At 46.5% G+C, this 23,041-nt stretch carries 21 protein-coding genes and 1 pseudogene; 18 read left to right on the top strand and 4 right to left on the bottom strand.

All coding sequences use genetic code 11. The features are described from left to right. The first annotated feature begins 27 nt into the window (after nt 1–27). From LFX25_RS10125 to lmtA, 5 genes are all read left to right on the top strand, one after another. Nucleotides 28–963 (top strand): ABC transporter ATP-binding protein, encoded by a 936-nt coding sequence (locus tag LFX25_RS10125; protein WP_238730131.1) that lies wholly within the window; start codon nt 28–30, stop codon nt 961–963. Further along, nucleotides 960–1,715 carry an ABC transporter permease gene (locus tag LFX25_RS10130; RefSeq protein ID WP_238730132.1) on the top strand — a complete coding sequence of 252 codons (756 nt, stop codon included), beginning with the start codon at nt 960–962 and terminating at the stop codon, nt 1,713–1,715. The genes LFX25_RS10125 and LFX25_RS10130 overlap by 4 nt, the downstream gene beginning before the upstream one ends. Beyond that, entirely contained in the window at nt 1,712–3,427 is a 1,716-nt protein-coding gene (locus LFX25_RS10135) for a GldG family protein (protein ID WP_238730133.1), read from the top strand. Before LFX25_RS10130 ends, LFX25_RS10135 begins: the two co-directional genes overlap by 4 nt. Further along, the gene (locus tag LFX25_RS10140) at nt 3,424–4,452 is read left to right on the top strand and encodes a DUF4340 domain-containing protein (protein ID WP_238730134.1); all 1,029 of its coding nucleotides are present in this window, start codon (nt 3,424–3,426) and stop codon (nt 4,450–4,452) included. Before LFX25_RS10135 ends, LFX25_RS10140 begins: the two co-directional genes overlap by 4 nt. 75 nt (nt 4,453–4,527) lie before the next feature. Next, the gene (gene lmtA / locus LFX25_RS10145; protein WP_238730135.1) at nt 4,528–5,280 is read left to right on the top strand and encodes a lipid A Kdo2 1-phosphate O-methyltransferase; all 753 of its coding nucleotides are present in this window, start codon (nt 4,528–4,530) and stop codon (nt 5,278–5,280) included. 315 nt (nt 5,281–5,595) lie between these two features. Here lmtA and LFX25_RS10150 read toward each other — a convergent pair whose 3' ends face one another. Then, a complete protein-coding gene (locus LFX25_RS10150; protein ID WP_238730136.1) occupies nt 5,596–6,375 on the bottom strand; it encodes an LIC_11490 family protein in 780 nt (259 codons plus the stop codon). Nucleotides 6,376–6,478: 103 nt separating this feature from the next. On the opposite strand from LFX25_RS10150, the gene LFX25_RS10155 reads away from it, so the two are divergent. Continuing rightward, the gene (locus tag LFX25_RS10155) at nt 6,479–7,714 is read left to right on the top strand and encodes a hypothetical protein (protein ID WP_238730137.1); all 1,236 of its coding nucleotides are present in this window, start codon (nt 6,479–6,481) and stop codon (nt 7,712–7,714) included. After that, nucleotides 7,714–8,178: a chemotaxis protein CheX gene (locus tag LFX25_RS10160; protein WP_118955755.1), complete on the top strand. Its 465-nt coding sequence runs from the start codon at nt 7,714–7,716 to the stop codon at nt 8,176–8,178. The genes LFX25_RS10155 and LFX25_RS10160 overlap by 1 nt, the downstream gene beginning before the upstream one ends. A gap of 360 nt (nt 8,179–8,538) precedes the next feature. On the opposite strand, the pseudogene LFX25_RS20940 reads toward LFX25_RS10160, so the two are convergent. Continuing rightward, nucleotides 8,539–9,204, bottom strand: a pseudogene (locus LFX25_RS20940) (tetratricopeptide repeat protein); the annotation flags it as partial. A 362-nt stretch (nt 9,205–9,566) separates the two neighbouring features. After that, nucleotides 9,567–10,175 carry an LIC_11485 family protein gene (locus LFX25_RS10170; protein ID WP_238730139.1) on the bottom strand — a complete coding sequence of 203 codons (609 nt, stop codon included), beginning with the start codon at nt 10,173–10,175 and terminating at the stop codon, nt 9,567–9,569. A gap of 424 nt (nt 10,176–10,599) precedes the next feature. Here LFX25_RS10170 and ccoN point away from each other — a divergent pair, with 424 nt between their 5' ends. The 10 genes from ccoN (at nt 10,600) to LFX25_RS10220 (ending at nt 20,503) form a co-directional block, all read left to right on the top strand. Then, the gene (gene ccoN / locus LFX25_RS10175) at nt 10,600–12,036 is read left to right on the top strand and encodes a cytochrome-c oxidase, cbb3-type subunit I (protein WP_238730140.1); all 1,437 of its coding nucleotides are present in this window, start codon (nt 10,600–10,602) and stop codon (nt 12,034–12,036) included. Continuing rightward, nucleotides 12,033–12,722 (top strand): cytochrome-c oxidase, cbb3-type subunit II, encoded by a 690-nt coding sequence (gene ccoO / locus LFX25_RS10180; protein ID WP_135779744.1) that lies wholly within the window; start codon nt 12,033–12,035, stop codon nt 12,720–12,722. Before ccoN ends, ccoO begins: the two co-directional genes overlap by 4 nt. An 8-nt stretch (nt 12,723–12,730) precedes the next feature. Further along, nucleotides 12,731–12,877, top strand: a complete 147-nt coding sequence (locus LFX25_RS10185; protein WP_238730141.1) for a cbb3-type cytochrome c oxidase subunit 3 — start codon at nt 12,731–12,733, stop codon at nt 12,875–12,877. 4 nt (nt 12,878–12,881) lie between these two features. Then, on the top strand, nt 12,882–13,415 hold the full coding sequence (locus LFX25_RS10190) for a cbb3-type cytochrome c oxidase N-terminal domain-containing protein (RefSeq protein ID WP_238730142.1): 534 nt from the start codon (nt 12,882–12,884) through the stop codon (nt 13,413–13,415). Between the two features lie 83 nt (nt 13,416–13,498). After that, a complete protein-coding gene (gene ccoG, locus LFX25_RS10195; protein ID WP_238730143.1) occupies nt 13,499–14,833 on the top strand; it encodes a cytochrome c oxidase accessory protein CcoG in 1,335 nt (444 codons plus the stop codon). A gap of 10 nt (nt 14,834–14,843) precedes the next feature. Continuing rightward, nucleotides 14,844–15,338 (top strand): FixH family protein, encoded by a 495-nt coding sequence (locus tag LFX25_RS10200; RefSeq protein WP_238730144.1) that lies wholly within the window; start codon nt 14,844–14,846, stop codon nt 15,336–15,338. Between the two features lie 5 nt (nt 15,339–15,343). Beyond that, nucleotides 15,344–17,779: a heavy metal translocating P-type ATPase gene (locus LFX25_RS10205; RefSeq protein WP_238730145.1), complete on the top strand. Its 2,436-nt coding sequence runs from the start codon at nt 15,344–15,346 to the stop codon at nt 17,777–17,779. Beyond that, nucleotides 17,776–17,979 (top strand): cbb3-type cytochrome oxidase assembly protein CcoS, encoded by a 204-nt coding sequence (gene ccoS / locus LFX25_RS10210; RefSeq protein ID WP_238730146.1) that lies wholly within the window; start codon nt 17,776–17,778, stop codon nt 17,977–17,979. Before LFX25_RS10205 ends, ccoS begins: the two co-directional genes overlap by 4 nt. Next, nucleotides 17,969–18,724 carry a sulfite exporter TauE/SafE family protein gene (locus tag LFX25_RS10215; protein WP_238730147.1) on the top strand — a complete coding sequence of 252 codons (756 nt, stop codon included), beginning with the start codon at nt 17,969–17,971 and terminating at the stop codon, nt 18,722–18,724. Before ccoS ends, LFX25_RS10215 begins: the two co-directional genes overlap by 11 nt. Nucleotides 18,725–18,808: 84 nt before the next feature. Further along, on the top strand, nt 18,809–20,503 hold the full coding sequence (locus LFX25_RS10220) for a DUF342 domain-containing protein (RefSeq protein WP_238730148.1): 1,695 nt from the start codon (nt 18,809–18,811) through the stop codon (nt 20,501–20,503). Between the two features lie 4 nt (nt 20,504–20,507). On the opposite strand, the gene LFX25_RS10225 is transcribed toward LFX25_RS10220, so the two are convergent. After that, nucleotides 20,508–21,821: a citrate synthase family protein gene (locus LFX25_RS10225; RefSeq protein WP_238730149.1), complete on the bottom strand. Its 1,314-nt coding sequence runs from the start codon at nt 21,819–21,821 to the stop codon at nt 20,508–20,510. A 72-nt stretch (nt 21,822–21,893) separates the two neighbouring features. Between LFX25_RS10225 and LFX25_RS10230 the strand changes: the two genes are divergently transcribed. After that, nucleotides 21,894–23,027: a citrate synthase/methylcitrate synthase gene (locus LFX25_RS10230; RefSeq protein ID WP_238730150.1), complete on the top strand. Its 1,134-nt coding sequence runs from the start codon at nt 21,894–21,896 to the stop codon at nt 23,025–23,027. Nucleotides 23,028–23,041 lie beyond the last annotated feature (14 nt).

Below are 23,041 nucleotides of genomic sequence, written 5' to 3' on the forward strand. Positions count from 1 at the left end.
CAGATCGGCAATCTCTGGGTTATCCCAATGGGAACGATCTCCGTCAGCCAACTTTCCAAATCCTATCCGGGAAAAATAGCGGTCTCGAATCTTAATTTTGAAATTCCAAAAGGAAGAATTACGGGCCTGCTCGGTCCGAACGGGGCCGGTAAAACCACCACTCTCAGACTTTTAACGGGATCTCTTCTTCCGAACGAAGGATCCGTTCGTTACGACGGTCTCGATTTTTTTCAAAACCGAATTTCGATCCAGAAACGGATCGGATATCTTCCCGAATCCTCTCCGATTTATCCCGATCTTACGGTCTTCGAAGTTCTTTCCTTTTTGGGAAAGGCAAAGGGAATCGCTTCCGATCGTTTGAAACAAAGAATCGATTTCGTGATTTCGCTCTTAAAACTGGAAACGGTTGTCCATAGACCGATCGGATTTCTTTCCAAAGGATTTAGACAACGGACTTCGCTCGCCGGAACGCTCATTCAAGATCCTGAATATATCATTTTGGACGAACCGAGTTCCGGTTTGGACCCGCTCCAAATTTCCGAACTGAAAACCCTCCTTCGTACATTAGGAAAAGAGAAAACGATTCTTTTGTCCTCGCACGTTTTGAAGGAAGTGGAGGAAATCTGCGATCACATTCTCGTGTTAGACGAAGGAAGACTGATCGCGGACGGTTCGGTCGAATCCTTATCCAAAGGAAAAGGCTGTCTGATTTTGGCCGAAACGGATCTAAAAACGATCCGAGCCCTGTTTCCGAGCGATTTATATACGATCGAAACGACCGGTAAAACCCGGGATCGTTTCGCGGAATTTCGTGTGAGCGCGTTGTCCGAACACGAACGAATCGTATCGGAAGATGTTTTTCGGATTTTGAAAGGAGCTTCCTTTCCGGTCCGTTCCTTGATTCCGGAAAAAAATTCCCTGGAATCCGTGTTTGAATCCCTCACTTCCCCCGCGCAAAGATGAACGTTTTCGATTTTCTACAGGAATTTTTAAACAACGTCAAAACCGTCTTTTGGAAAGAATTTTCCGTGTATTTCAATTCTCCTTCCGGAATGATTTTCGCGTCCTTCTTTTTGTTTCTGACTTCGTTCTTATTTTTTTTCGGCCTCGGAGACGGTTCGTTTTGGGATTTTAAATCCGCGAGTATGGAAGCGTATTTTCTTTGGGTTCCGATCCTGTATGTCGTATTTATCCCAGCGTTGTCCATGCGTCTTTGGTCCGAGGAGGAACGTTCGGGAACATTAGAAATTCTTTTTACTCTCCCGTTGCGCGAGGCGGAACTCGTGTTCGGAAAATTTTTGGCGGCTTGGAGTTTTTTAGGGTTCGTGCTTTCGTTCACGTTCATCATCCCCGGAACGATTTTCTATTTAGGCGATTTGGATTTCGGAACGGTCGCGGTCGGTTACATCGGAATTTTTCTTTTGGGGGGAGCCAATCTTTCCTTGGGAAGTTTCGTTTCCTCCCTTACGAAAGATCAGATCGGTTCGTATCTTCTCGGTTTGATCGTTTGCCTCGCGTTCTTTCTTTTGGGATATCGGCCCTTTCTGCAATTCGTAGGACCGCAACTCGGAAACGCGCTTTCGTTTCTGTCGCTTTCCAAACATTTCGAAACGTTTCGTCTCGGGATTTTGGACGGAAGAGAAATATTCTTTTATCTGAGTTTTATTCTTCTGACACTTTACGCAAACGTGCTTCGTTTGAGGTCAAAACGATGATCGCCCGAATACGGATTTTTTTTGCGCGTTGGAACGGAAATCCGTCGTTTTTGTTTTTTCAGGTTTTTATTATATTCTTATTTTTGAATGGAATCGTTTCGCAATTCGCCTGTAGAAAGGATCTTTCCAAATCCGGCCGATTCGAAATATCGGAGAGTACGAAAAACGTATTCAAAAATCTGCATTCTCCCCTGACCATCGACGCGTATTATTCCTCCAAGATTCCGGGAGAATACAAGGTCCGTTTGGATTTGACCAAAGAACTTTTGAAAGAGATCGCCTCGCTCGGCGGAGCAAAGGTTTCGTTGCGGTTTCATGATCCGGACGAATCGGAGGAAGAACAACGAAAAGCGGCCGAAGCGGGGATTCAACCGCAGATCCTGGAAAAAACGGAGAGAGGCGGCGCCGAATTCAAACGTCTTTTTCTCGGACTGACTCTTACCCTCGGCACACGAAAAGAAACGCTTCCGGTCGCGTTTTATGCGGAGGAAATCGAATATCAGATTTTGACTACTTTGCGAAAGATGATCCGCGAACGACGAGACGCGGAAATAGGAATTCTTTCCTTATCCGGAAGTTTATCCTCCGCTCCTCCCGGACCCGAAACCGGAAAAGACACGATCGGAATTTTTACGCATCAAATCTTAAAGGAAGAATACGGAAACATTCCCGAACTCAAACTCGAGGAAAAAGAAGTCCCGCTATGGATTCGGACCCTGCTTTGGATCGGCGAAGGCGCGTTATCGCCGAAAGCGGCCTATCGCCTCGATCAGTTTTTGATGCGCGGGGGAAATCTGGTGATTCTTGCAAAATCGATGGACTTTCGTTTGGAATCTCCCGAACGGGAAACCGGAATCGGAATGAACGCGACCGGGCTCGGGATCGCAAAACCTTCCGCGCACAACGAAGAACAAAATCAACTTTTTGAATATTACGGTTTTCGAGTAAACACGGATCTCGTTCTCGATCTCAATCATTCTTTACCGATCGGCTCCTTGATGGAAGTGGAACCCGGTGTGATCGGAAGATACGCCTATCCCGCTTGGATCGTGGCGGATTCTTCCGAAAAAATGTTAAGCGAAGTGAGCCCGTTCACAAAACCCTTTCAAAGTCTTCTTTTACCCTGGGTTTCCAGCGTAAGTTTGTTTCCGGAACGCCAGCCGACGGTAAAAATGGAACCGATCCTTTGGTCCTCCGAAGAAGCGACGGTCCGTTCCTCGATCGTTGCCTTAGGAGAAAAACAGATTTTTGCGACCCCGTTGTCCGCTTTCGGCGATAGAATCGTGTTAGGTGCGGTTTTAGAAGGAAGATTCCGATCCCGTTTTTCACAAGCGGAGAATCCATTCCAAAAATCGAATTCGTTTTTTCCATCCACGCCGGAAGGAAAGGTTTCCCGGATTTTCGTGGTCGGTTCGCCCTATCTCGTTTCCGATCTATTGGCATTTCCGGATACGAGGGAAATCTATCAAGAATCCAATCTTCCGTTTTTGTTGAACGTATTGGACGTTTCCAACGGAGATACGGATCTGATTTCTTTGCGCGGAAAAAAATCCGCCTTTTTAAAGCTGAAGCCCTTTTCGGACGCGGAAAGAATCACATTCAGTTTTTTGAATCTTCTTGGAATTCCGTTTTTATTGGGTCTTTATGCGTTTTTAAGAATCAGGAGTCGAAACTCCGCGCCACCCTTTGTCTCCGAGGAATCGTCGACGTGAAAGCGCGCTTTCAAAACAGAACCGTTTCTTGGGTCGTCCGTTTTTTTCAGGAAGACAAGGCGCTTTCTTTGGTTCTGATCAATGTCGTTTTAGCGACGGTTTGGATTTTACTCGCAAATCCATTCGGATTCTTTTTAAAGAACTACCAAAGCGCGGACCCGTTTTTTCCGTTTGCAAAAAACGAAATCGAACGGATTCAAATCGGCAGAAAAGGACATGAAACCGTTTTGGAACGAACGGGCGGCGCCTGGATCGTGACGGTTCGGAACAATTCGGCGGACTCCGATTCGCAGAAAGTCGCCGCGTTTTTAAACGGAATTTTGAAGATTCGAAAATTTACCAAGATCGAGGAAAACGGTTCGAACGGAGCGGAGTTCGGATTCAACGGGGAAGAACTCAAACTGGAACTCCAAACCGCGTCGGGAGAAATCGCTTCCCTAGGAATCGGCGCGGGCGAAACGAATGCGAACGGAACGTTCGTGCAAGAACGTGCGGGCGGCCCGATTTGGCTTGTGGAAGAAAACTTAAATTCTCTTTCCGGCCGGGGAAACGAAACGTTCTTTTTTTCCGGAAAATTCTTTCCCGAAACCGGAAATATACAAGAAATTCATACTATTCTAATACACTCCGACGGCGCCCGGAAAATCGAAATCAATATAGAACAAATACGATCGGGCGTTTGGAAGCCTAACCGCACCGACACTCCGCTTTGTCCCGGAGACGACTGCTCTCCATTGATTCAAAAAATTCTTTCCTGGAAGGCGGAACGGATTTGGATCAAACCGTTTCACGAAAGAATTCTTCCTCTATCATCCGGGGACAAATTGCAGATCGAGATACGCTTTCACGGCGGACAAAATTCTCCCTTGCGTTTGGAATGGATTGGAAACACGATCGATCAAGAACCGATCTTTCGTTCGAACTCGGATTCCGTTTTGTTCGTTGCCGATCCCGTTTTTCTACGCGGATTTCGAGAAGATTTCAACGCAAACGAGTTCTTTCGGGATTCTTCCGATCCGTTTTGAAGCTCCGATTCTCTATTGACAGGGCAAGGGCGTCCAATTTCATTTCAAAAGAACTCTATAACTTAGGACAAAAGCATGGCTTTGATCGAAGAATTTGAATCTCAAGGGAATTTTTTATTTCGTTGGAGATCCTATATCCCCGGTATCATCTTGATTCTCTGCATCGGTCTTTTGCCGTTCTATCAGTTCCCCGGCAATTCATACACGTATCATCTTTATTATCAGTCTTTTTGTTTTGCGGTCAGTCTCTTGGGACTTTTTGTTCGCAGCTTTGTAATCGGTTACGCACCCGCGCGAACTTCCGGAAGAAATACGAAAGAACAAGTCGCGGACCTGGTGAACCAAGAAGGAATCTATTCCTTGATTCGTCACCCTTTGTATCTCGGAAATTTTTTGATGTATCTCGGTGCGGTTCTTTTCTTAAAGAATTTTCTGATCGCGTCCGTATTTATTTTATTCTTCTGGGTATATTACGAAAGAATTATGTTTGCGGAAGAACAATTTCTGCGTAAGAAATTCGGAGATGCGTATCTTTCCTGGGCGAACACAGTTCCCGCGTTTATCCCTAAGTTCAGCGGCTATAAAAAACCGGCTTTGGGCTTTTCGATCCGCAACGTTCTCAAACGAGAATATCCGAGTCTTTTCGGAATTCTTGTGATCTTCAGCGTGTTCGATTTGGTTGCTGTTTATTTCAATGAGCCCGTGAGCAATCTTGTAGAAGCGATTCGTCTTCCGCAGATCATTCTGTTCGGCGGCGGTCTTGTGTTTTATCTTCTCGTGAGAATCATCGTTAAAACGACAAAACTTTTGCATGTAGAGGGTCGCTGAGCGATCTGAATTGCGATCCGTAGAGAGCAATTCAATGAGTTCAGAGAGCGAAGCGGCTGAGTTCCTGAGCGATCTATTGAACGACCGGAAGGCTGAGTTCGTCCGTGACTCTATGTCTTCCCTCTAAAGTCAAAAACAATATCGATTCATCTTGTCGGAACAGTTCCTTCAGGACGGAATTGACTTCATGCGACTTTTCTGATATGTGGAAAAATTGCGGAAGGACGCCCACAAAGCCCGCCACCTCCACCCAATTCGGGAGGGGGCCCGGCGGTTTTACGATAAATTGTAGGTAGAATTCAAGAAGACCTTCCGCTAATTCGAAAACGTCCTGGACGAACTTTCCAAATACGATTTCAAGTGATTGGTTTCTCTCGTAAAAAAGACCGGAACCGGATAATTCGACTTAGAGGGAATGAGAACGATCCCCTCGTCGAAAAAGAGAATCTTTTCAATCTCCGAAAAAGAATATTTATAACTGCTGTTCAACGCTTCGAACGCGAGCATATCGCGGCTCTCGTTCAACTTACCCGGACCGATCCGTTTCAACCCTTTGAGTTTATCCGGAGTCAATTCTTCCTTTTTGCTCGCGAGCTTTTCATACGGAAGTTCGCGATTCTGATCCAAATACAAAAGCCCGTCGATTTCAAAACGAACCTCCCGAACTTCTTCCTTCTTTAGCTCGCTTGCAATGGAAAACTTCGGAGATTCCTCCAAAACCTCTATGCCGGAATGAGGATCGTTGTCTTCCCCAAAGTCTTCCTCGACTTCGATGCTCGAAACGGTTTCGTAACTCGCTTCCGGCTCCGACGAGGAGATCTTGCTTTGTTTCGGAATTCTCCTTCCTTCCACAAAAAGATTCTCCAGATGTTTTTGTTTTTCGATCTGTTCCAAACTCGGAGCCCTTTTGGAAGAAGAGAGAATCTCCGCTCCCTTCCGAGCATTCGGTCTTGAAATCAAATGTTCGTTTTCCGAACCGCCTTTGCGCAAGCCCGGCTTGAATCCAAAACCTTCGGAAGGATTCGGGTTCAGAGAGACATAGATAAAACAGAGTAGTCCCACAAGAATGAGCGCGATCGCAATAAAGAGCATCATTTTATGTATCTGTCGTTTGGGCGGGTTTCTGAAGCGTTTTTCTCACTTTTCTCCTTTACAGAAATATTCCTTCACAAACCCTTTCAGTTTAACAGTTACAATCATGGAATTAGAAAACGTTTCCCTCAAAGACAAGATCATCCGCACCGTCGTCGGATTCTTTCTGTTTATCCTTGTCGGTGGTTTGATCATCACCTTTCTCCCCGGCGACGCCGAAAAAAGCTTTTTCGACGTAATCTCCGGCCGCTCCAATTTGAACGCGGGAAAAATCGGGGACTATTCCATCCCGATGGACTATTTTCAAGCTGCGCGAAGAGATTGTTTCTTCCAATATAGAAGCATCGCCCCGTCCCTCGCGGAAGATCCCTCTACTCTTCAATCCTGCGCATTTCAGACGATCCGCAGTTTGGTGGTCACCAAACAAATCGCGGACGCGACCGGATTCTCCGTTTCCGAAACCGGAATCCGTGAAGAACTTTCGGACGAAGCCCGCAGAATCTATCGCGAATCGATGAACGGAGCCGGATATTCGGACGAAGACGTCCGTAAACCGGAAGCGATCTACAAGCAGATCCTCAATTCCGCTCCTATGCAGTACAGAATCGACCGCAAAAACGCAAGCGGTCTTTACGAAGCTCTTTTAACCTCCGATCTCAAAAAGACGGATGGAGAAGTCGCGGTTCAAAAAGAATCCTCTTCCGCAAGAGTTCGACTTCGCATCGTTTCCTATACGGACGATCAACTGACGAAACTCGCGGAGAAAGAAGCTCCGATCACCGACGAAGTTTTACGCGCTAAATACGAAAACGAAAAGAAAGAAGGAAAACTTCCGAAAAACAAGGACGGAAAGGAAGTCAGCTTCGAGGAAAGAAAAAATTTCCTAAGAAGCAAACTTCTTCTCGAAACCCGTTCCAAATCTCAGGAAGAATGGAAGGGAAGAATCGCGTCTCTTCAACAAGAGCCGGACGGACTTCAGAAAATCGCTTCTCTTTTAGGCAGTGGCGTTCAGGAATTCAAGGACCAATCTCTTTTGAATCTCTGGGAACTCAAAGCCGGAAATCAAAACATTCGTTTGGGAAATAACACTCAGTTTCTGAAAGATTTGACAACCGTAGCATTCGGGTCTAAAAAAGTCGGCGGTCCTTACAAAGATTCCGAAAAAAATGTTTTTGTGGAATTCGCTTCCTTGGAAATAGATACGTCTAAAATCAATACCTCCCAGGGACCCGATTTGAGAGACAATCCGAACCTGATGAACGGGTTCGTAATGGAAATCAGTCAGGCGCTTCAGGAAAAATACCCGATTGAAAGAAGGATCGGTCAAAAGGCAGAAGAATAATGCAAATCCGGGCTGAACTGGTAAACCCCTTTCTCGAAGCTGCTACGATCGTTTTTAGGGATGTCTTAAAAACGGACCTGATCCGTGGAAAGATCGGAATCAAGGATAGTCCGGAAACCAATCTTGAACTTTCCATCGTGATCGGTGTGATCGGAACCTTCAACGGAGAAGTCGTCTACGGTCTCAACTACGACGCCGCCTATAAGATCGCTGGAGTTCTGATGCCCGGAATGAGCGACCAGGATATCAAAAACGAATACAAGGATATCCTCGGTGAGATCGCGAACATGACTACGGGAAATGCGATGAACATCTTTGCGAGTTCCGGTCAATCGATCGAGATTACCGCTCCGAACATCATCGATTCCAAAAACGAAACATTAAAGATCCCTAAAAAACCTTCCTTAGGAATCAGCCTTTTTTCCAAGTTCGGAAAATTGGACGTAAACGTATCTCTGACTTGACGAGCGATCCATAGAGAGCGAGTCGGCCAAAAGATACCGGAACGCAAGCGTTGGCTTTCACACGAAGTACGAAAAATTATCGCGAAAGCAATTCGCTGAGTGATTGCGACCGGCCGAATGACCTTAGAGAATGAGACGCTGAGTTCAGGAAGCAATTCAAACAAATGACACCAGAGCACTATCGAACGACCCATAGGAAGTGAGATTGAGTTATGAGTGCTTCTTTCGCGCAAGCATAAGAAATCAACTCGAAACTAGAAAAAAACGGAATCTCAAGTCCGGTTTTTTCTAGTTCATAAGAATTCTTGAATGTTTCCTCGAACGCTTTTCTCGTATTCGAAGATATTATCGCTTTAGAAATCAATAATATCTTCGTTTTAAAATTCTACGGAGTTCTTTCACAAAGGGAGAATCTTCGGAAGCGTCCGGGTTCAATCGCTGGAGATACACTTTCGCCCAATTCTCCGCTTCCTCGTATTTACCTTGATCGCCGTAAATTCTCGCAATCAAAGTAATTGCTTTTTCGAGACCATCCTTTTTCGGATCCAGCTCCGGTTTTTTCTGCAGAAGTTTGACAAGCTGCAACAAATATCTTCTCGCGGAATCCTTACGATCCGTTGTGGAAAGCATTTCCCCTAAGGAAAGAAGGGAGATGGATTGAAAACTTTCCGGCGCTTCGGTGATGATTCGTAAATATTGCGTTTCGGCTTCGGCGATTTTTCCGTTGCCTCGCAAAGAACGCGCAACTTCGAAAACTGCCTTCCACTTTTCCTCGTCGGAATCGATCTGCTCTGTGATCGCATTCGCGTCGTTCGAACTTTCCGCTGTCAATCTTGCGTCTTCCAGTCTCGAAGCGTTCGCCGACTTTCCCTGCCCCGCCTGATTGAACTCGGTCTTTGCGTTGTTTCTCTGATTTTCACGCAGACGAAGAAGTCCTTTTTTATACCCGCTCTCGGACGGATCTTCTTTCTTCTTATCCTTCTTCTTTTTTAAATTCGTTTTTTCGGAATTCGGAAGGGTCGTCTTAGAAGGTCGTGCGGATTCTTCCGTCGTTATTTTGGAAATTTCTTGCCCACTTTCCGCAGAGGAAGAAGCGATCTTAGACGTGTTCGGATCCATCGTTGAGTCGGAAACTTCGACGTTCGAATTCTTTTTTTCTTCCGAACCGCCGTCGCTTTGCGAGTTTCCGTCGCTCAACGATTTTGATTTTGAATCCCCAGAATTTCCTGTTTCCACGGAACCAGAACCGGTCGGGTTGGATGTTCCTGCTTCGTTCACGGGAACCGAGCTTTCCCCCAATTCCTCCGGAAACGGAAGGGGCATATCGGCATATAAAGAAACCGTAATACTGATCTGCAAGAATGTTACGACGGCCGCCGAAAAACGTTTCATCGAAGTTCGGGAGATCCTTTCGTATTGTTTTTAGGAGGACGAATCAAACTCGGCCGATCCTGATTATTGGAAGAATTTCGATCGGGGGAAACGGTTCCCGGATCGTCCAAATTCCGATTCGAATCGGGGGTTCTTTGTCGATCCTCGGTCGGAAGAGAATCGGATTCCGTCGGAAGTTTTGGCGTTCCCGTTCCTTCCCTTCTTCCCTCACGCAAAGGATCTTTTCCTTCCGGAAAATTCGACTCGGGCAACAATCCGCTTTTGGGTTTATCCCTTTCATAACGATCGATTTCAAGATTAGAGGATTCTCCCGTGATCGAAAGATCGGGATCGCTGTAGTGGATGGATCTCCGTTTGCGGTTATAATTTCGTTCTATATCTTCTAAAAAGAGCGCCTTACGATCCAGCTCCTTGGCTTGGTCGTCGAACGCTGCCCCTTCCTTTCCTCTTTGAATTCCCACAAGAACGGCCAAAGATACCCCCAATACCGCGAGGGATATTCCGGTGTACAAAAGGGTCTTTTGCACCTGTGGGGGAAGATTGCGGGATAGACTGTCGATCGAGGAAAATCCGGATTGAAGTTTATCTTTGAAATTGAGATCCATTGTTTCTATTTTCGGCCGTTTTCCCAATTCTACTAACAAAGAGAAAATTCTCGACCCGTTTTTTTACGGTTTTAGTGAGAAGGAGAAGCCGATGAAAACGGGTCCGTCAGGAACGGATTTCTCCTAGCCGCATTCGTTTTCATTCTGAGAAACAATCTCATAAACGTTTTATTCTAAGAACGACCAAATTAGAATTCTCCGCTTTTTACTCAACTCCAAGCACAAGAGTCCGACTTGATTTTTATCATCGTTCCAATACCCGAAATCCGACCCAGAATTCTTCCAATTATACGTCGATTTTAATATAAGGTTAAAGCATAAGCCGAAAATTCATATTATATTCAATTTTATTAAATTATAATTGATTAATGGTGATTTTTCGGTTTAATCCAACAGGAACAATCGAATCAGGAGACTAAATCTCATGAGCCAAACGAACGCCAAATACAACGATTCCATCGTAAAAGGGTTCATCATCTCGGCTATGGTTTGGGGAGTCGCTTCCATGTTAGTGGGAGTTCTCGCCGCATTTCAAATGGTTTTCCCGGAACTGAATTTCACTCAGTATTTCAGCTTCGGCAGAATCCGACCCTTGCACACCAACGCGGCGATTTTCGGCTTCGCATTGAGCATCATCTTTGCGACGGCGTATCATCTCATCCAAAGATTATGCAGAGTAAGAATCTGGAGCGATTCTTTAGCGAAGATCCACTTCGTATTATACAATCTAACCATCGTTCTTGCGGCGATTACTCTTCCTTTGGGACTTAACCAATCCAAGGAATACGCCGAGCTTGAATGGCCTCTCGATCTTTTGATCGTTGTTTGGTTCGTGATCTTTATCGTAAACTTCTTCGCAACCATCTTCACAAGAGAGGAAAAACAACTTTATGCCGCGATTTGGTTCTACATCGCCTCCTTCGTGACAGTTCCGATTCTTTTTATCGTGAACAACCTTTCGATTCCGGTAGGTTTGGGAAAATCCTATTCGATTTTTTCGGGAGTTTACGACGCGAACATTCAGTGGTGGTACGGACACAATGCGGTCGCGTTCGTATTAACGACACCGTTTCTCGGTCTGATGTATTACTACTTTCCGAAACATATCAAACAACCCATCTACAGTCATAGATTGTCGATCATTCACTTCTGGTCCTTGATCTTCATTTATATCTGGGCCGGCCCTCACCACTTACTCAACACTCCTCTCCCCGAATGGTTGCAAACCACGGGGATGGCGTTCTCCATCATGTTATGGATGCCTTCCTGGGGTGGTATGTTGAACGGATTTCTTACCTTGACTCAAGCGAAGGAGAAAATCAAAACCGACGCTCTTCTCAAGATGATGCTCGTGGGAATCACGTTCTACGGTATGTCTACGTTCGAAGGTCCGCTTCTTTCGATTCGTTCCATCAGCGCCCTCGGTCACAACACCGATTGGATCGTGGGTCACGTTCACTCGGGAACCCTCGGTTGGGTGGGAATGATGTCTTTCGCCGCGATTTATTATCTCGTTCCTAGATTATGGAACTCGAATCTTTACTCCGAAAGATTGGCGAACCTTCACTTCTGGCTCGCCACACTCGGAATTCTTCTCTACATCGTTTCGATGTGGGTTTCGGGAATCACCGAAGGTTCCATGTGGAGAGCGATCGACTCGAAAGGTTTTCTTCAATATCCGAACTGGGTTCAGATCACCGAAGTTCTCAAACCGTTCCGGTTTGCGAGAGGAGTCGCCGGTACGATTTACCTGAGCGGCGTCTTCGTTATGATCTATAACATCGTTAAGACGATTCAAAACTCGGGTTCCGGTTTTCAAGAAATCGATCTGAGAGTGAAAGAACAAGGAGGAAACGCATGAAACTATTCGACAGTCTTCTTACCTGGTTTAGCGGTTTTACCGAAAAATGGGAAAAACAGGGTGTTAAGTTCACCGTATATACCACGATCGCGGTTTTGATCGGAGGTATCTTCGAACTCATTCCTCCTTTCTTTATCTCGAGAACTGCGGTTCCGATCCAAGGAGTAAAACCGTTTTCCGCCTTGGAACTCGCAGGAAGAGATATCTATCAAAAGGAAGGTTGCAACAACTGTCACACACAGATGATTCGTCCTTTCAAATGGGAAGTGGATCGTTTCGATCCTTCCAAATCCTACGGAAGAGACGGATATTCCAAAGCCGGCGAATTCGTGTATGATCACCCGTTTCTCTGGGGTTCCAAAAGAACCGGACCGGATCTCGCGCACGAATCCCAGATTCAACCTTCTTACGCTTGGCATAAGACGCACCTGATCAATCCGAGAGACACTTCTCCGGGATCGGTGATGCCCGCCTATCCGTGGTTATTCGAAGAAAGCGCGAGACTCGACGCGGAAAAGATCGTGAATCACATGAAAGGTCTTTCCAAAATCGGCGTTCCTTATTCCGAAGCGGATTATCTTTCCGCCGCTAAGGAATTGGAAGGTAAAACGGAAGGAGACGCTCTTATCGCGTATCTCTTGAAACTCGGAAAGGACACCGCGGACCTTTCCAAATCCATTCAGTGAGGCGAAGTATGGAACTCGAATTGATTCAAATCTACAAGTTCGCGAGACTTCCGATTCTCGTGTTGGCGATCGCTTTGATCACGGCATACGTCTACAACCGGAAACGGAAGACGGAAATGGAAGAACCCAAGTTCAGAATGCTCAAGGAGGACTAAATCGATGACTCATGATTCCAATAAGGATTTCGACGGCATTCGGCAAGAAGACAACGCGATGCCCGCATGGTGGCAATGGATTTTCGTCACATGTATAGCGGTGTCGGCGGTCTACGCCGTTTATTTTCATAAATTTTCCAATTGGGGGCAGGAAGTGGCTTACGAGTTGGAAGTACAGGAACACGAAGCGAAGTTTCCGAAAGAAGCCGCTGTTACGTCTAACGACGGTAGCAACCCGTTCCGGGGAAATGCGAGTGCGATCGCGGAAGGAGAAAAGACCTTCAAAACGATCTGTGCCGCTTGTCACGGCCCCACGGGTCAAGGTCTTGTCGGACCGAGCCTGATGGACAACGAATGGATCCACGGATCCGCGGACCCGCAAGTTTACGAAACCATCATGAAAGGAATCGCCGCGGACAAAACGAAACTCGGAAGAGGTCCAATGCCTCCGCATGAGAATTCTCTCGGCTCCGAAAAAGTGTATCAAGTGATGGCTTGGCTTGCTTCTCAAAACGCAAGTATCAAGGCGTCTCGTTAATTTATCGTTTCAACTCCGGAGAAAGTTTTCGATCCGTCTAAAAAACATCGAGACTTTTTCCGGGGACCACAAGGAGGACTTTTGTGGTCATCTCCAGACAAATTTCCGGTAAGATTCGTTCGGCGAGATATCTTGTAGAAGCGTTCTTACTTCCGTTTTACTTCCTTCTTCCTTGGCTGCGCTGGGGAGAACATCCTCTGATCCGGCTCGACATCCCCGGAAGAAAATTTTACCTGCTCGGAAACATCTTCACTCCGCAGGAAGGTTTTTATCTTCATCTATTTCTGATCGGGATGGGACTTTCCCTTTTCTTTTTCACCACTTTGATCGGAAGGGTTTGGTGCGGTTGGGCTTGTCCTCAAACCGTGTTCACCGATCTGTTCGATCTGATCGGAAGAACCGTTCTCGGTTCCAAATACGGGAAAAAGGATGCACCTCTATTCGGAAAGATTCTCGTTCAAAAACTTTGGATTCTCGTGAGCATCCTGGGTGCCTTGGCTTGGGTTTCGTATTTTGCGGACCCATACGAAATGATAAGCGACATCCGATCTGCTTCGTTTTTTTCAAAGCCGCCGACTTGGATTTATTTCGTTCTCTTTTTCACGATGACTCTTTATCTCGATATGGCATTCGTGCGGGAACAATTCTGTAAATACGCATGTCCTTACGCAAGATTTCAAACCGTGATGATGGATGCGGATTCGGTCAACGTCACTTACGACTACAAACGAGGAGAACCTCGCAGAAAGGCCGGGACCCAAGTCGGGGACTGCACGGCGTGTAACCTTTGTTTGGTGGTATGTCCCACCGGAATCGACATTCGGGAAGGCGTCAACGTAGGTTGTATCGCATGCGGAAAATGTGTGGACGCCTGCACCAAAACCATGGGGAAAGAAGGAAAGAAAACTCTCATCGGTTATATGTCCGAAAACCAAGCGAACAAACCCGGTGCGAAAATTCGTTGGATTCGCCCGAGAAGCATCGTATACGGAGTTCTTCTTTTCGGAGTTGCGATCGTTTCCGCGATTCTGCTCTACAATCGAGTTCCGCTTTACGCGAACGTTCTACCGGATCGAATCATACAGCCGATGGAAATCCCGGGAGGAATCGTACGCAACTTTTATAATGCACAAATTTTGAATATGACCTTTCAAAACCGGAATTTGGGCGTTTCCGTGGAGGAAAGCACTCTCCATTCTCCCGTTCGAATCCTTTTGGGAGGAACGGAAGTTCCTTCGATTTCGATTCAGCGGAATAGTTCCCAGGATTTCAGAATCATTTTGGAAACGGAGATCAAAGAAGAAGATCTTCGTAAAACATCGCATCAAATTACGCTCAAAATAGGCGATGCGGAAAACAAAAATTACGTATTAAAAAAGAAGATTCCGTTTCGAATTCCGATTCAGGATCGAAACTAAAGGAAAATCTATGGCGCTACACAGAACTATGAAATTCGCGTTCGCTTGGATCGGAGTCGCATTCGTCGCATTGATCGCCGCGACCGTGGTAACGATCCGATACGCAAACAACGGTTATACCGGACCGATCGAAAAGGAATATTACGAAAAAGGATTAAACTACGAAAAGTCCATTCTCGAACAAAGAAAGATGCTCGCGGAAGGTTATTCGTATGCGAGTCCGCTTTTTGAATTGAACGGTGAACTCAAAGCCGGAAAAAATCCGATTTCGATCCGTTTCCTGAAATCGGGCCATCCCGTTTCGGGTGCAAAAATCACGGTTCAAATCGAAAGATCGGCCACCGATCAATGGAATCAAACCTTAGAGTTACGGGAAGATTCCAAAAACAAGGGAACTTACTTAGGAGAAATCGAATTTCCGGAAAAGGGAAGATGGATTCTCAGCCTCCGCGGGGAAACAAGCGGGAGAACCCTTGAAAAAACACAAGAACTGAATATTCAATAAACGATATGCAAACCCTGACGATCACGAACTGTTATCACTGTAACACACAGATCCGCTCTGAAAAGGAAATCGTATTCGGAGAACTGAAAGGAAAAACGGAAACCTTTTGCTGTTCCGGCTGTAGATCCCTCGCAACCCTTCTGGTGGAAAACGGACTGACTCGGTTTTATGATCTCAGGGGATCCGAGACGTTGGAGCCGGTCGCTACCGAAAGAAACAATCAAGAAGATTTGGAAACTCCTTCCGTATATCAGGAATATGTCGTCCAAAAGGAAAACGGAATCTGCGAAACCCTGATTACGATCGGAAAAATCCATTGTTCCGCCTGCGTATGGTTAAACGAACGAGTTCTTTCCGAAAGGGACGGGGTTCTCGAAGTTCGGATTAATTTCGCGACCGCGAGAATGAAACTCGTCTACGATCGAAACAAAGTGGATTTGGGGGAAATCTTCTCCATCATCCGAAAGATCGGTTACGAACCTTCCTTGTATTCTCCCTTGAAAGCGGAAACCAAAGTCGGACTGTTTTCCAAAGATCTGTTTCTCAGAATGGCACTTGCGGGATTTTCCTGGGGAAACATCATGCTTTTCAGCATCGGACTCTACGCGGGATACTTTACGGGAATCGAAATCGAATTCAAGCGACTCTTTCATTACGTTTCCTGGATCTTCGCGACCCCCGTTTATCTTTATTCGGGATATCCGTTTTACAAAGGAGCGATCGAATCGATCAAACGAAGAATGTTGTCCATGGATACTCTTCTTTTTTTGGGAGTCTCTCTCGCCTACTTTTACAGCGTCTACGTAACGTTAAGCGATAAGGGAGAAGTCTACTTCGATTCGGTCTGCACGATCTACTTTTTTATTCTGATCGGAAAATTTCTCGAATCGGCGATTCGTCTCAAAGCGGGAAGAAAAATCGGAGAACTTTTGTCCACCTTACCGGAGGAATACACCGTATCGCGTGACGACGTTGAACTCTCCGTATCTCCGAACAAAATCCAAACAGGCGATTTCATTCTATTAAAAAACGGAAATCGAGTTCCGGTGGACGGAATCCTACGATCGACTACGGCTTATTTCGACGAATCCTTTTTAACGGGAGAATCCAAACCGGTCACTCGAAAAGAAGGAGAATCGATTTTTTCCGGAGCGCTTTGTCTCAGTTCGAACGTTCGGATGAGCGCCTCCACCACCGCGAAGGAGAGCACGCTCGCGAGAATTTCATCCCTCATCGAAAGTTCTCTTCAGACAAAACCGTCGATTCAAAGAACCACGGATCGATTTTCGACATACTTTATCCAAGTCGTATTTCTGATCGCGATTGCAACGTTTAGTATATTCGGATTTTATTATGGAACTTGGGAAGCCGCAACCCTCAATACGATCAGCGTTCTCATCGTCGCCTGTCCTTGTGCGCTCGGTTTGGCGGTTCCGGCGGCCTACGTGGTCAGCAATCTGCTTCACGGTTCCAAGGGAATTCTTGTTAAAAACCCGGATTCGCTGGAAATTTTGAGCCGCGCCGATCGGATCTACTTTGATAAGACCGGAACTTTGACCCTCGGCAAACTTTCGATTCAAGAGGAACGGTTTTTAAAACAGGAAGATCCGCTTCGGATCTATTCGATTCTGATTTCGCTCGAATCCAAATCCACGCACCCTCTGGCAGTCGGATTAAAAAAAGAGATCGAAAAGAAACTCGAAGACCTAGGTCAGACTCCGATTCCGATCTCTTGGAAAGAATTGAAAGAAATTCCGGGAAACGGAATCGAAGCGGTTTCCCTCAACGGAAATCAAACGTATCGAATCGGAAACAAACATTTCGTGACTTACGGCCGAGTTCCGCAGGACGGAAAGATTTATCTCGGCTGCAATCGGGAACCCATCGTATCTTTTTCCATGGAAGATACGATTCGCCCCGAAGCGGAATCAACCATCCAAACCCTAAACGAAACGATTCCATTCTTAGGAATTCTTTCCGGGGATTCCCGATCCAACGTTCAATCCTTGGCTTCCGCTTTGCATTTAGAACATTCTTTCTATGAATTAAAACCGGAAGAGAAACTGGAAGAAATCCAAAAGGCTCAGAACGAGGGACATACGGTCGTTATGGTGGGCGACGGAATCAACGACTCCGCATGTTTGGCGGCGGCCAATCTGGGGATTTCAATGGGAATCGCATCCGATCTTTCCATCGACAAATCCGATCTCGTGCTTCTTTCCAATCGTTTGGACTCTCTCGTTTCCGCGGTTCGAATCTCCAAAAGCACGCGCAAAATCATATTTCAGAATATTCTAATATCCTTAACGTACAACTCGATCATGATCCCGCTCGCCGCCTTCGGGTTTATGCTTCCGGTCATCTGCGCCGGATTTATGACGTTGAGTTCCTTATCCGTCGTCCTCAATTCGATCTCGTTACAATGGAGAACCAAACTATGAACGCTTTGTATCTCACGATCCCAATGGCGATGTTGATCGCACTCGGAGCCTTGGTCGTATTCTTTTGGTCACTAAAATCGGGGCAATATGAAGACATAGAAGGTCCGAAATACAGAATGCTTTTCGACGACGATCCTCCGCAGACGGAAAAAAGAAACACGGGCGTTTCAGCGAAAAAGGAAGAATCCCGTGCAGACTGAATTGGTCCTTACTACGATTTCGGTGGCCTTCCTTCATGGAATCACGAGTTCGCTTCATTGTCTCGGAATGTGCGGACCGTTTGCGGGAACCTTAAACCTGGCGGGTGAAAAATCCAAATTTAAAACGAACCTACTCTACAACTTGGGAAGACTTCTCTCCTATTCCACGTTAGGCGCCATATTCGGATTCGTAGGCTCCGGTCTCAATCTCGCGGGAAGCCTGGTTTCATTGCACGAGTTTGCGGCCATCGTCTCCGGAATTTTTATCGTCGTCTTCGGGTTGAGTCTGATTCAAAACGCCGGTCCCGAACGTTCCGGATTCTATCAGAAAATTCTAAACTACTTTGCGGCTCCTTTGATCGCTTCCCTCAAACAGGGAAAGAATCTGAGCGGAGCCTCTCTCGCGTTCGGAATGGTTACCGGACTTTTACCCTGTGCGGTTTTATATCCCGCTTTCAGCTTAGCCCTCGCCACGGGAAGCGCGCCCTCCGGAATTCTTGTAATGTCCTCCTTCTTTTTAGGAACGTTTCCCGCGCTCTTTTTGTTCGGAATCGGATTTCGCAAGATTTTGACTAAACTGCCGAGCGGAGCGATTCGTTTCGGAGGAATCGCGATCATTCTGATCGGAATTTCAATGATCTTCATTCGAATGAACCATTCTCACGCAAATCATGAACATTCCGCTCCCGAAAACAAAACCGAGTGGAATTCCTCTCCGAACGAGGATCATTCGCATCACCACTAAAGAAAAATTCCTTCCAAACATTCAAGTTTTTCCGGGAGATTTCGATTGTAAAAAGGAACAATGATTTCTACACTGAAACCCCGGATGAGCGACTCTCTCAAGAATTTTACGGATTCCCTTTTAAAGGATCTGGAAGAGAATGAAAACGGCTTCTTCAAAATCGAAAATGAAGACGGGCTCGCCTATCTATCGGTTTTTCCCGCGGGTAAAAAGGGAAAGCCCGTCGACTCCAAAGAAATTCTAAGAAGAATCGAACTCTTTCAAATTACGGAAGTTTCCCCCACGGTCGTCAAGGATCTGGTTCAGAAATCGGATGGACTTTCTCATCTTATCGGAAAATGGCCCGGTAAACCGGAAAGTTCCCGGATCGAAATCGAAATCCCCGAAGACAAAATGAAGGCCTTCTTGATCTTTCATCCTCCCAAATACGGAGGAAGAATTTTAAACACGGAGCAAATCCGCGAATCGATTCAACTCCGCGGAATTCGATTCGGAATTCTTCAAGAAACCATCGATCAACTTTCGCAGGAACCGGAATACGGAAAACGAATTCTCATCGCGGAAGGTACGGCGCCGATCCCCGGAAAGAATGGAGACATTCGAATCTTATTCATTCATCCCGCGACTCCTCATTTGGAAGAGGATCAATACGGAAGAGTAGATTTTAAGAATATTCAAATTATTCAAAGTGTTGCTAAGGATCAAAAACTAGCCGAAAAAGTTTCTCCGATTCCGGGCAAGGAGGGAAAAAACGTATTGGGAGAAATCCTTCCTTACGATCCGGGAAAGGAAGCCGAATGGAAACTCGGAGCCAACGTTAGACTCTCTTCGGAAGGGACGACGGTCCATTCGCTTATCAACGGAAGACCGATTCTCGATCGTCAAGGAACGATCCGAGTCGACGAGGTATGTCATCTTGAAAACGTGGACTTCTCCACCGGAAACGTAAGTTTTCCGGGAACGATCATCGTAGAAGGTTCGATCGCCGACGGATTCACGTTGGAAACCGAAGGATCGATCATCGTCAAAAAATCGGTGGGCAAGGTATTTCTCAAAGCGGGCGGCGACGTCGTTTTATCCGGCGGTTTTATGGGTAGAAACGGCGGCCTGATCGAATCGGGAGCGGATATCTATACGCGCTTCGTCGAACAAGGAAGATTGATCGCGAAAAATACGATCTTTATCGAAGAAGCGTCCATGCACTCCGACCTCGTTGCGGGAGAGTCCGTCGTGATCCGCGGCGGACGGGGAGAACTGATCGGAGGAAGCTGCGTCGCGGGTAAATCGGTCGTCTGCACGAAGTTAGGCGCCGTAGCCGAAACCAAAACTTCCGTTTCGGTCGGGATTCGACCCGAACTTTTGGAGGACCTGGAAAAACTCCGTTCCGAAGTTCAAAAGAATCAGGAAATTCTGAAAAAGGTCGAGTTAAGTCTCGTCAAACTTCACGAAGATTCGCAAAGAAGGCAACTCACTTCCGAAGAAAAGGAAAGCCTTCCCAAACTCGGAGCGATCAAACAGAAATATTCAGGAATTCTAAACAACTTGTTGGGTCAGGAACAAACCATGATTATGGGTTTCGAACCTGATAAGGATTCGTATGTGGAAGTGGAGCAAGAGATTTTTCCCGGAGTGGACATCTATCCCGGCAAAGGGAAAAATTTCAAAGTCCGTCTTAAGGAAATCCCCGGACCTTCCTTTGTCTTTTTAGGAAACGACGGCAATCCTCAGATCACAAAAGTACGACCGAAACGTCTCGGAATCCTTCAGGAAGAAATCTGACTTTTTAATACGAAGTCGTTTCGGGCGCGATTCCGTTATAACGCGCCCGAGGCCGAATCAACTGTCCCGTTTGGTATTGTTCCATCGAATGCGCCGTCCAACCCGCCGATCTCCCAATGGCGAATAACGCAAGACCCGCCCCTTTCGGAAGTTTCAACGTTCTGCTTACAACGGCCAACCCCGCGTCGATCGTGGGATGATCCCCTAACATTTCGGCTGCTTGGTCGATGATTCGTTTTGCGGAAAGAAATTCCTTGCTCTTAGGAAAGAAACGTTCGCAGAGTTCCATCAGCTTTTTTCCCCTTGGATCTCCGTTTTTGTAAAATGGATGGCCGAACCCTGGAATCGTTTCTCCTTTTCGCAAACGTTCGGTGAGAAATTCCTTTGCGTCCATTTTACGAACGCTCGCACTTTCGAGAAGTTCGATCGTTTTTTCGGTCAGCAAACCGTGCTTTCTTCCGGAAAGCGCGGCCAGTCCCGCAATCACCGCCTGATACAAACTCGCTTCGCTCGAAGCCACACAACGTGCCGTAAACGAAGAAACGTTGAGTTCGTGATCCGCCGATAGAATAAGAGAAGCTTCGATCAATCGGACGGCCTTTTTATCCTCGCTCTTAGAGTTGGAGATTGTATTCCGATCCATTAAAGTTTTCGAATGTGATTTGGAGCGGACGGAGTTTGATGCATCGGAATTTTTCCAAGCCGACCATAAAGTTTCCGCGATCGACGTTTTTCCCCGCTTTACGCGAGATGCGAATAAACAAAGAAGTCGAACGATTCGAGAAGCCGTTTTCTGCAACGCCTCCGAAGTTTTCAAGAGCGCCCCCGTGTCATCGTATTCCGCGATTCCGAGAAGAATCCTGCAAAGATCGATCAAAGGGCGATCGGAAAGATAAGGAAGCGACTTTTTGCAGGCATCCCCCAGCAAAGGCCAAGGGGAATCGAAAGTGGACGATGCCGCCTCCCAGAGAAGATCACAAACTTGTTCGAACGTGTAGGATTCCGCAAGATCCAGGATATTCTTTCCGCGATAATAAAGTTTTTCGTCCTGGATCAGAGTGATTGCGGATTCCAAAACGGGTTGTCCGAACGTCAACGCGGCTCGTGCCGTTTTTCCGGGATGAAGTTTTTCCTCTCTTTGCAGAAGAAGACGTTCCACTTCCTCGCGTCGATATCGTTTACTTCGGTCCTTGGAACCTCCCGGTTCGGAATGAAGAATCCCTCTGCTTACATAAGCATAGATCGTCTCCACTTCCACTCCTAGTTCCTGCGCCGCCTCGAGCGCGGATAAAAACGGCTTTTTAGAAGAATTCTTCATACATTGACAATGAAATCAATATTGATTCATTTTTGTCAATCTTGTAAACTAAAGCCGAACAAGGAAATCAATATGAACACGACAATCAATCCGATTGAAGAGAGAAAATACAGTCCCGGTCTGGAAGGAATTCCCGCAGTTAAAACGAGGATTTCAAAAGTGGACGGAATCAACGGCAAACTCACCGTCGCCGGTTATCCGATCGAAGAGTTCGCAAATAAAGTGAGTTTCGAGGAAACGTTTTATCTGCTTCTCGAAGATAGGCTTCCGGATCAGAAACAGAGAAGGTCGATCACGAGGGATCTAATCGCCGCGCGCCGTTTTTCAAAAATACATCGAACGATTCTCGAAGCCGCCGCCGCGGAAAGGGCTTCCGTCATCGAATGTCTGCGGATCGGCGCGGCGGCGCTTTCACTTGGAAATAAATTTTCCTCTCCCGAAGAGGAAAGTATGACGGTGGTAGCGACGTTTCCTTTGATTGTAGCCTGGGTGTATCGATTGAAAAAAGGTCTCGTTCCGATTCTACCCGATTACAATCTTACACACGCGGCAAACTTTTTGAATATGCTCGGAATCGATCCCGATCCGAAAAAAGAAGCCGCTTTAAACGCATATTGGAACACGGTCGCCGATCACGGATTAAACGCTTCTACCTTTACCGCGCGGGTCATCGCGTCCACACAATCCGATTTGATTTCGGCGGCGACCGGAGCGGTAGGCGCGCTCAAAGGTCCGTTGCACGGGGGAGCTCCCGGTCCTGCGCTCGACATGGTTTTTGAAATCGGAAAAAAAGAAAACGCCGAGGGTTATCTAAGAAATAAATTGATTCAAGGCGAACGATTGATGGGATTCGGTCATCGAATCTACAAGGTTCGTGATCCGAGAGCGGACGTTCTTGCAAGAGCCGCAAAGGATTTATACGAACTTCCGGAACTGAAGGAATTGTATGAGCTCTCCCTATTCGTGGAAAAAACGGCGCTTCGCTTATTAAAAGAATTCAAACCGGATCGGATTCTCCACACAAACGTGGAATTTTATACGGCTCTTTTACTCCATGGACTTGGATTACCCACGGAGTTGTTCACTCCCGTATTTGCGATCGGACGCGCGGCGGGATGGATGGCGCATTGTCTGGAACAAAAAAAGGAAAGAATCTTGAGACCCGATGCGATCTATATCGGACCGGAAGATCGTCATTGGATTTGAAATTCTTTGAATGA

Origin of the sequence: Leptospira sanjuanensis (genome assembly GCF_022267325.1) — a bacterium.
GTDB classification, from domain to species: Bacteria; Spirochaetota; Leptospiria; order Leptospirales; family Leptospiraceae; genus Leptospira; species Leptospira sanjuanensis.

What these genes read in the sequence shown, in the direction of transcription:
- LFX25_RS10125 (WP_238730131.1), top strand. Translation starts at nt 28, where the DNA reads ATGGGAACGATCTCCGTCAGCCAACTTTCCAAATCCTATCCGGGAAAA.
- LFX25_RS10130 (WP_238730132.1), top strand. Translation starts at nt 960, where the DNA reads ATGAACGTTTTCGATTTTCTACAGGAATTTTTAAACAACGTCAAAACC.
- LFX25_RS10135 (WP_238730133.1), top strand. Translation starts at nt 1,712, where the DNA reads ATGATCGCCCGAATACGGATTTTTTTTGCGCGTTGGAACGGAAATCCG.
- lmtA (WP_238730135.1), top strand. Translation starts at nt 4,528, where the DNA reads ATGGCTTTGATCGAAGAATTTGAATCTCAAGGGAATTTTTTATTTCGT.
- LFX25_RS10150 (WP_238730136.1), bottom strand. Translation starts at nt 6,375, where the DNA reads ATGATGCTCTTTATTGCGATCGCGCTCATTCTTGTGGGACTACTCTGT.
- LFX25_RS10155 (WP_238730137.1), top strand. Translation starts at nt 6,479, where the DNA reads ATGGAATTAGAAAACGTTTCCCTCAAAGACAAGATCATCCGCACCGTC.
- LFX25_RS10160 (WP_118955755.1), top strand. Translation starts at nt 7,714, where the DNA reads ATGCAAATCCGGGCTGAACTGGTAAACCCCTTTCTCGAAGCTGCTACG.
- LFX25_RS10170 (WP_238730139.1), bottom strand. Translation starts at nt 10,175, where the DNA reads ATGGATCTCAATTTCAAAGATAAACTTCAATCCGGATTTTCCTCGATC.
- ccoN (WP_238730140.1), top strand. Translation starts at nt 10,600, where the DNA reads ATGAGCCAAACGAACGCCAAATACAACGATTCCATCGTAAAAGGGTTC.
- ccoO (WP_135779744.1), top strand. Translation starts at nt 12,033, where the DNA reads ATGAAACTATTCGACAGTCTTCTTACCTGGTTTAGCGGTTTTACCGAA.
- LFX25_RS10185 (WP_238730141.1), top strand. Translation starts at nt 12,731, where the DNA reads ATGGAACTCGAATTGATTCAAATCTACAAGTTCGCGAGACTTCCGATT.
- LFX25_RS10190 (WP_238730142.1), top strand. Translation starts at nt 12,882, where the DNA reads ATGACTCATGATTCCAATAAGGATTTCGACGGCATTCGGCAAGAAGAC.
- LFX25_RS10200 (WP_238730144.1), top strand. Translation starts at nt 14,844, where the DNA reads ATGGCGCTACACAGAACTATGAAATTCGCGTTCGCTTGGATCGGAGTC.
- LFX25_RS10205 (WP_238730145.1), top strand. Translation starts at nt 15,344, where the DNA reads ATGCAAACCCTGACGATCACGAACTGTTATCACTGTAACACACAGATC.
- ccoS (WP_238730146.1), top strand. Translation starts at nt 17,776, where the DNA reads ATGAACGCTTTGTATCTCACGATCCCAATGGCGATGTTGATCGCACTC.
- LFX25_RS10220 (WP_238730148.1), top strand. Translation starts at nt 18,809, where the DNA reads ATGAGCGACTCTCTCAAGAATTTTACGGATTCCCTTTTAAAGGATCTG.
- LFX25_RS10225 (WP_238730149.1), bottom strand. Translation starts at nt 21,821, where the DNA reads ATGAAGAATTCTTCTAAAAAGCCGTTTTTATCCGCGCTCGAGGCGGCG.
- LFX25_RS10230 (WP_238730150.1), top strand. Translation starts at nt 21,894, where the DNA reads ATGAACACGACAATCAATCCGATTGAAGAGAGAAAATACAGTCCCGGT.